This window comes from Lactococcus sp. DD01 (assembly GCF_001578715.1).
GTDB classification, from domain to species: domain Bacteria; phylum Bacillota; class Bacilli; order Lactobacillales; family Streptococcaceae; genus Lactococcus; species Lactococcus petauri.
Genome location: NZ_KQ968947.1, coordinates 14,024 through 19,274, shown reverse-complemented (window position 1 = coordinate 19,274; position 5,251 = coordinate 14,024). Strand labels below are relative to the sequence as shown.

The window sequence follows — 5,251 nt, the reverse complement described above, 5'->3', positions numbered from 1 at the left end:
ATTCTATAATATTGGACTCAGTAATCGTGAAAAGTTTTGCTTGATTTTAAGCCAGAGGGATTGTTGAGCAATTTCTTCATCTGTAAGTAGACTTGAATCTCTCAAATCTGCCTCAAAAGTCTTTCTCATCTCCTCTGCTACTCCTTCATCATAGCAAAAAGCACTTATCTCAAAATTTAATTCATAACTGCGTATATCTTGATTAGTTGTACCAAAAACACCTAATTTTCCATCCATTACAAGAGTTTTAGAATGTATAAAGCCATTTGTATAATTGTATATTTTTACGCCTTGTTTATGCAGATAATTTGCGTAATACTGCGTTGCTCGAAAAATAAACGGATGATCAGGCATATCGGGAATCATTATCCTTACATCAACACCAGAATTCGCCGCTGCAATAAGTGCCGTTATCATAGAGTCATCAGGTATCAAATAAGGCGATTGAAGCCAAATATAGTCTTCTGCATCCATAATCATTTTAATAAAACCTGTTCTTAAGGTTTTATTATCATTTTCTGGACCGTTAGCCACAATCTGGATATCAATGTTTCCCTCTTCTTCTGGTACCACAAAATATGTATCTTTTCGTTCAAGTTTCTCTCGAGGGTCTTTAACTGAAACATTCCAATCTCGAATAAACGTTTCTTGAAGACCGAAAGCTGCTGTACCAACAATTCTGCCATGTGTATCACGCCAGAAACCAAACTTTTTACTATTGTAAATATATTGATCACCAACATTAAACCCACCAGTCCAGCCAATTTGACCATCTATCACTACGATTTTACGGTGTAAATGATAGTTAAGCCGCGTTTTCATTAGTGCATTACGCGAAGTGATAAAGGCTGTAACTTTCCCGCCGGCTTCCTCTAATGGTTTAAAGAAATCTTTTTTCGTTTTTCCTCCCCATGGGTCGTAAACCACCCTTACTTCAACACCTTCTTTAGCTTTCGTAATCAAATGATCCCGAAAAGCAGTTCCAATTTTGTCATTAAAAAATGCATAGTATTCAACATGAATATTGTCTTTGGCATTTTTTATATCTTCAAACAAAGCTGAAAATTTATCTTCACCATTTAGATAAAATTGTACATTATTCCCACGACAAAGCGGTGTTCGCTCCATATTATTAAAATATCTTTTAAGTAATTTTTCGTAGGGGGTCATATCTTTGGGCCCAAATTTTTCATTGTTTTCATGAACTCTTTGGCCAAGAATGGACAGGTTGTATTTGTTTTCTTCTTCAAAACGACGTGTTGTTGTTCGATCAAGTCCTCGTCCTAGGAAAAGATAGCCAAGAAATCCAATACCTGGTAAAAAAACTAAGAACATAAACCAAGCCAAAATACTGGCAATAGACCTCGGTTTACGAAAAATCGTCACAAGGGCAAGCACCGTGTTAATCGTTATCAGTGTTCCAATAAAACTATAAATTGTCGCAAGTGACATAAAATATTTCTCCCTAAAATAATCCTCTATAAAATAATATTGTTCATCCAATTATACCAAAATTGATTGAATATTGAACGTGTGCTAGACATTAATGTACTATTGTGTAAAAAAACGCTTGAACTTTCCACCTCTACAGAGAATATACTATATATATTTAGTCCAATATAAGTTATTCATTTTTTATAAAAATTACTGTTTTTCTTATTAAAATAGCGATATAATGTAAGGTAGGTTTTAAATGACAAGGAGGAATTTTTATGCAAATTACTTTCTTAACACAAATTGATTGGTTGATTCGTTTAATATTAGCAGGAATTTGTGGCTATGCTATTGGTTATGAAAGAAATAGCCGTTATAAAAATGCTGGCACACGTACTCATTTAATTGTTGCTTTGAGTGCTGCCTTGATGATTATCGTCTCAAAATACGGCTTTATGGACATCATTAGCACTCATGGGATCAATCTTGATCCTTCCAGAATTGCTGCTCAAATTGTAAGCGGAATTGGTTTTTTAGGAGCAGGACTGATCTTTGTTCACAATCAATCCGTTCGAGGCTTAACCACCGCTGCTGGCATTTGGGCAACTTCTGGTATTGGTATGGCTATTGGTTCTGGATTATATTTTATAGGTATTGGAGCTACTTTACTCATTTTACTTTTTCAAATTATTTTACATCAAAATTATCGCTGGATAAAAACAGCTACAAGCAATCATCTTATCGTTCAATTAGAAGATATTGAAGGTCTTCGCCTGTTGCAAAAACAAATGAAAAATGAACATATCAAAATTCTGAGTATAAAAGTTGAAAAAAAATCAAATAATTGTTTGAAAACTGATCTATATCTGAGCTTACCCAAAACTTATGAACTTGCATCACTGGTAACTCTTTTAGAGTCAAACGAAAAGATTAAATCAATTGAATACTAATCTTAAAAATAGAGCCCCTTCCTAGGGGTACTTTTACTTTTCGAAATCTTACTCCGCTCTTAGTATTCGTATTTAAGACGGTCTTTATGATAAATATTGCTTAAATGGAGCTGCTACAATAAATACCAAAAAGACACCAGTAAAATTCTGGTGTCTTTTTGATATTTATATGAGGCAGATTGAATGTTACACCAATCTCCACCAAATAATTGTTCGAAACGTTGATATATCTGAAACAGATTAACGTTTTGAGAATTGTGAAGCTTTACGGGCTTTCTTAAGACCAGCTTTTTTACGTTCAACCATACGAGCATCACGTGTAAGCAAGCCAGCGCGTTTCAAAGCACCACGGAAGTCTGGATCCACTTCAAGCAATGCACGAGCGATACCGTGACGGATAGCTCCTGATTGACCTGATACACCACCACCGTTTACGTTTACGAGTGTGTCGTAGCTACCTTCAGTTTGTGTAGCTGCAAATGGTTGGTTGATAACAAGGCGAAGTGCTGCTTGTGGGATGTAGTCTTCTACATCACGTTTGTTAATTACGATTTTACCTGTGCCGGGTACGAGACGTACACGAGCAACTGAATTTTTACGGCGTCCTGTGCCAGCATATTGTACTTGTGCCATTTAGTGCGTTCCCTCCTTAGATAAGACCTGAAATATCAAGAACTTCAGGTTTTTGTGCTGCGTGTGTGTGTTCACCTCCAACAAACACTTTAAGTTTCATGCCTTGAGCACGTCCAAGAGTGTTGTGTGGAAGCATACCTTTAACTGATTTTTCAATCAAACGTACAGCGTTTTTCTCACGGAGTTCACCAGCAGTGATTGATTTCAATCCACCTGGGTGAAGGCTGTGACGGTAGTAAACTTTATCAGTTGCTTTTTTACCAGTAAGTTTTACTTTATCAGCATTGATAACGATAACGAAATCACCTGTATCTGTGTGAGGAGTGAAAGTTGGTTTGTTTTTACCGCGAAGCACGCTAGCAACTACAGCTGACAAACGACCAAGAGGTACATCAGTTGCGTCAACCACGTACCATTTACGGTCAACGTTTGAAGCGTTAGCCATGAATGTTGTTTTCATCATTTGGGTTAAGTTTCCTTTACTTAGAATTTGTTTACGGCAGGTGTAAGAGTCCTGCAAATATTTTTGGGTTTCCGGGGCCACAAAAATGGGGTAAACAATACCGTTTATCATAATACCACATATGTCAAGTCTTGTCAAGATTCATTTTTAATTTTTTTGCTTTTATGTTAAACTATTACCATGAATGTAGTTCTTACTTTAGACTCCAAAATGTTAGATAGACTTATTCTTAAGTTCGACAAATATAAGAAGGCATCAAAAAACCAATATATTGCTTTTTATGCAAAGCTACCTAAAGCTACTATTTCTGTATATACGTCAGGAAAAGTTGTCTTTCAAGGAGAGGATGCTGAACGTATCGCTCAACAATTTGGGCATACTGCTTCATCACGTCCACAGCAACAAGAGAACATAATCGGTACCGATGAAGTCGGCAATGGTTCTTATTTTGGTCCCTTAGTCGTTGTGGCAAGTTTTGTCAATACTGAAGATGTACTTTTATTAAAGAAGCTCGGTGTCGCCGATTCTAAAAAAGTTACCGATGAAAAAATCTATCAAATTGCTCCTCAATTAATGGAGAATATCACACATGTGCCTTTGATTGTTGAACCCACAAAATATAACCAAGTCATTGATTCAGGTTACAATGCTGTAAGTATCAAAGTAGCCTTGCATAACCAAGCTATTTATCTCCTCGAAAAACGTGTTTCAGAAAGTATTGAATATATAATTGTTGATGCCTTTACGACTGAAAAAAATTACCAAAAATATTTATTAGCCGAGCAAAATAAAGTGAACGGTAAAGTTACCCTTTTACCTAAGGCTGAAGACCAATTCTTAGCCGTTGCTTGCAGCTCTATTATTGCCCGCTACCTCTTTCTAGAAAATCTCAAAGCTCTTTCTCTAGAAGCAGGGTATAAGTTACCAAGCGGCGCCGGAGCAGCTTCTGACCAAGTAGCTGCAAAGCTAATACGTCAAAACGGTCCTGAGTCCTTGAAAAGATATGCAAAATTACATTTTGCTAACACTAAGAAAGCAATAAACATAGCTCAAATATAGAAAGTTAAATATGGAAAATACCACACAAAACAAACAACCCAATGCCTTCACACGATTCGTTAAAGAATGGGGCATCTTTCTCGCAATTATCACTATCGCAATCCTCTCACGTATCTTTATCTGGTCACTTGTCGTTGTTGATGGTCATTCAATGGATCCAAACTTAGCTGATAAACAACGCCTGGTTCTTATTAAAACTGCAAGCATTAACCGCTTTGATATCGTAGTTGCTAAAGAAACAGAAACAGTAAATGGGCAAACCGAAACAAAAGACGTTGTAAAGCGTGTGGTTGGTATGCCGGGTGATGAGATTAAATTTGATAAAGATCAACTTTACATCAATGGAAAGAAAACTGATGAGCCCTACTTGGCAGACTTTAAAAAACAGCTTTCTAATAATGAACTCGAAAAGACTTATCAAAATTACGCTTTGACTTCTGAACTCTCTGAAGCCAATCGCGCTTACTTTGTTCAACTTGCGCAACAAGCTCAAGCCTTTACCACGGATGCAACAGGCAATCCAACCTTTACGATTAAAGTACCTGAGGGAGAGTATCTTCTCTTAGGGGATAACCGTATTGTGTCGAGAGACAGTCGAGCAGTAGGAACCTTTAAACGTTCTGATATTGTTGGTCGAACCATGTTCCGTGTGTGGCCAATTAATAAAATTTCTACCCTTAACTAATAAAAAACTTTGTCTAGATAGACAAAG

General features: G+C 36.6%; 6 protein-coding genes. 3 read left to right on the top strand and 3 right to left on the bottom strand.

The window, feature by feature from the left end; all coding sequences use genetic code 11:
• Positions 1-3: 3 nt before the first annotated feature.
• The gene (gene cls, locus LACDD01_RS11205) at positions 4-1,452 is read right to left on the bottom strand and encodes a cardiolipin synthase (protein WP_061415325.1); all 1,449 of its coding nucleotides are present in this window, start codon (positions 1,450-1,452) and stop codon (positions 4-6) included.
• Between the two features lie 260 nt (positions 1,453-1,712).
• Here cls and LACDD01_RS11200 point away from each other — a divergent pair, with 260 nt between their 5' ends.
• Positions 1,713-2,384 carry an MgtC/SapB family protein gene (locus LACDD01_RS11200; RefSeq protein ID WP_061415322.1) on the top strand — a complete coding sequence of 224 codons (672 nt, stop codon included), beginning with the start codon at positions 1,713-1,715 and terminating at the stop codon, positions 2,382-2,384.
• A 240-nt stretch (positions 2,385-2,624) separates the two neighbouring features.
• Here the strand turns inward: LACDD01_RS11200 and rpsI are convergent, their stop codons facing one another.
• Positions 2,625-3,017, bottom strand: a complete 393-nt coding sequence (gene rpsI / locus LACDD01_RS11195) for a 30S ribosomal protein S9 (protein WP_003133537.1) — start codon at positions 3,015-3,017, stop codon at positions 2,625-2,627.
• 16 nt (positions 3,018-3,033) lie between these two features.
• The gene (gene rplM, locus LACDD01_RS11190) at positions 3,034-3,480 is read right to left on the bottom strand and encodes a 50S ribosomal protein L13 (protein ID WP_003133539.1); all 447 of its coding nucleotides are present in this window, start codon (positions 3,478-3,480) and stop codon (positions 3,034-3,036) included.
• A gap of 180 nt (positions 3,481-3,660) precedes the next feature.
• Here rplM and rnhC point away from each other — a divergent pair, with 180 nt between their 5' ends.
• Both rnhC and lepB read left to right on the top strand, forming a co-directional pair.
• The gene (gene rnhC / locus LACDD01_RS11185; protein WP_061415320.1) at positions 3,661-4,539 is read left to right on the top strand and encodes a ribonuclease HIII; all 879 of its coding nucleotides are present in this window, start codon (positions 3,661-3,663) and stop codon (positions 4,537-4,539) included.
• A gap of 10 nt (positions 4,540-4,549) precedes the next feature.
• Positions 4,550-5,224 carry a signal peptidase I gene (gene lepB, locus LACDD01_RS11180; protein WP_019335263.1) on the top strand — a complete coding sequence of 225 codons (675 nt, stop codon included), beginning with the start codon at positions 4,550-4,552 and terminating at the stop codon, positions 5,222-5,224.
• Positions 5,225-5,251: the final 27 nt, after the last annotated feature.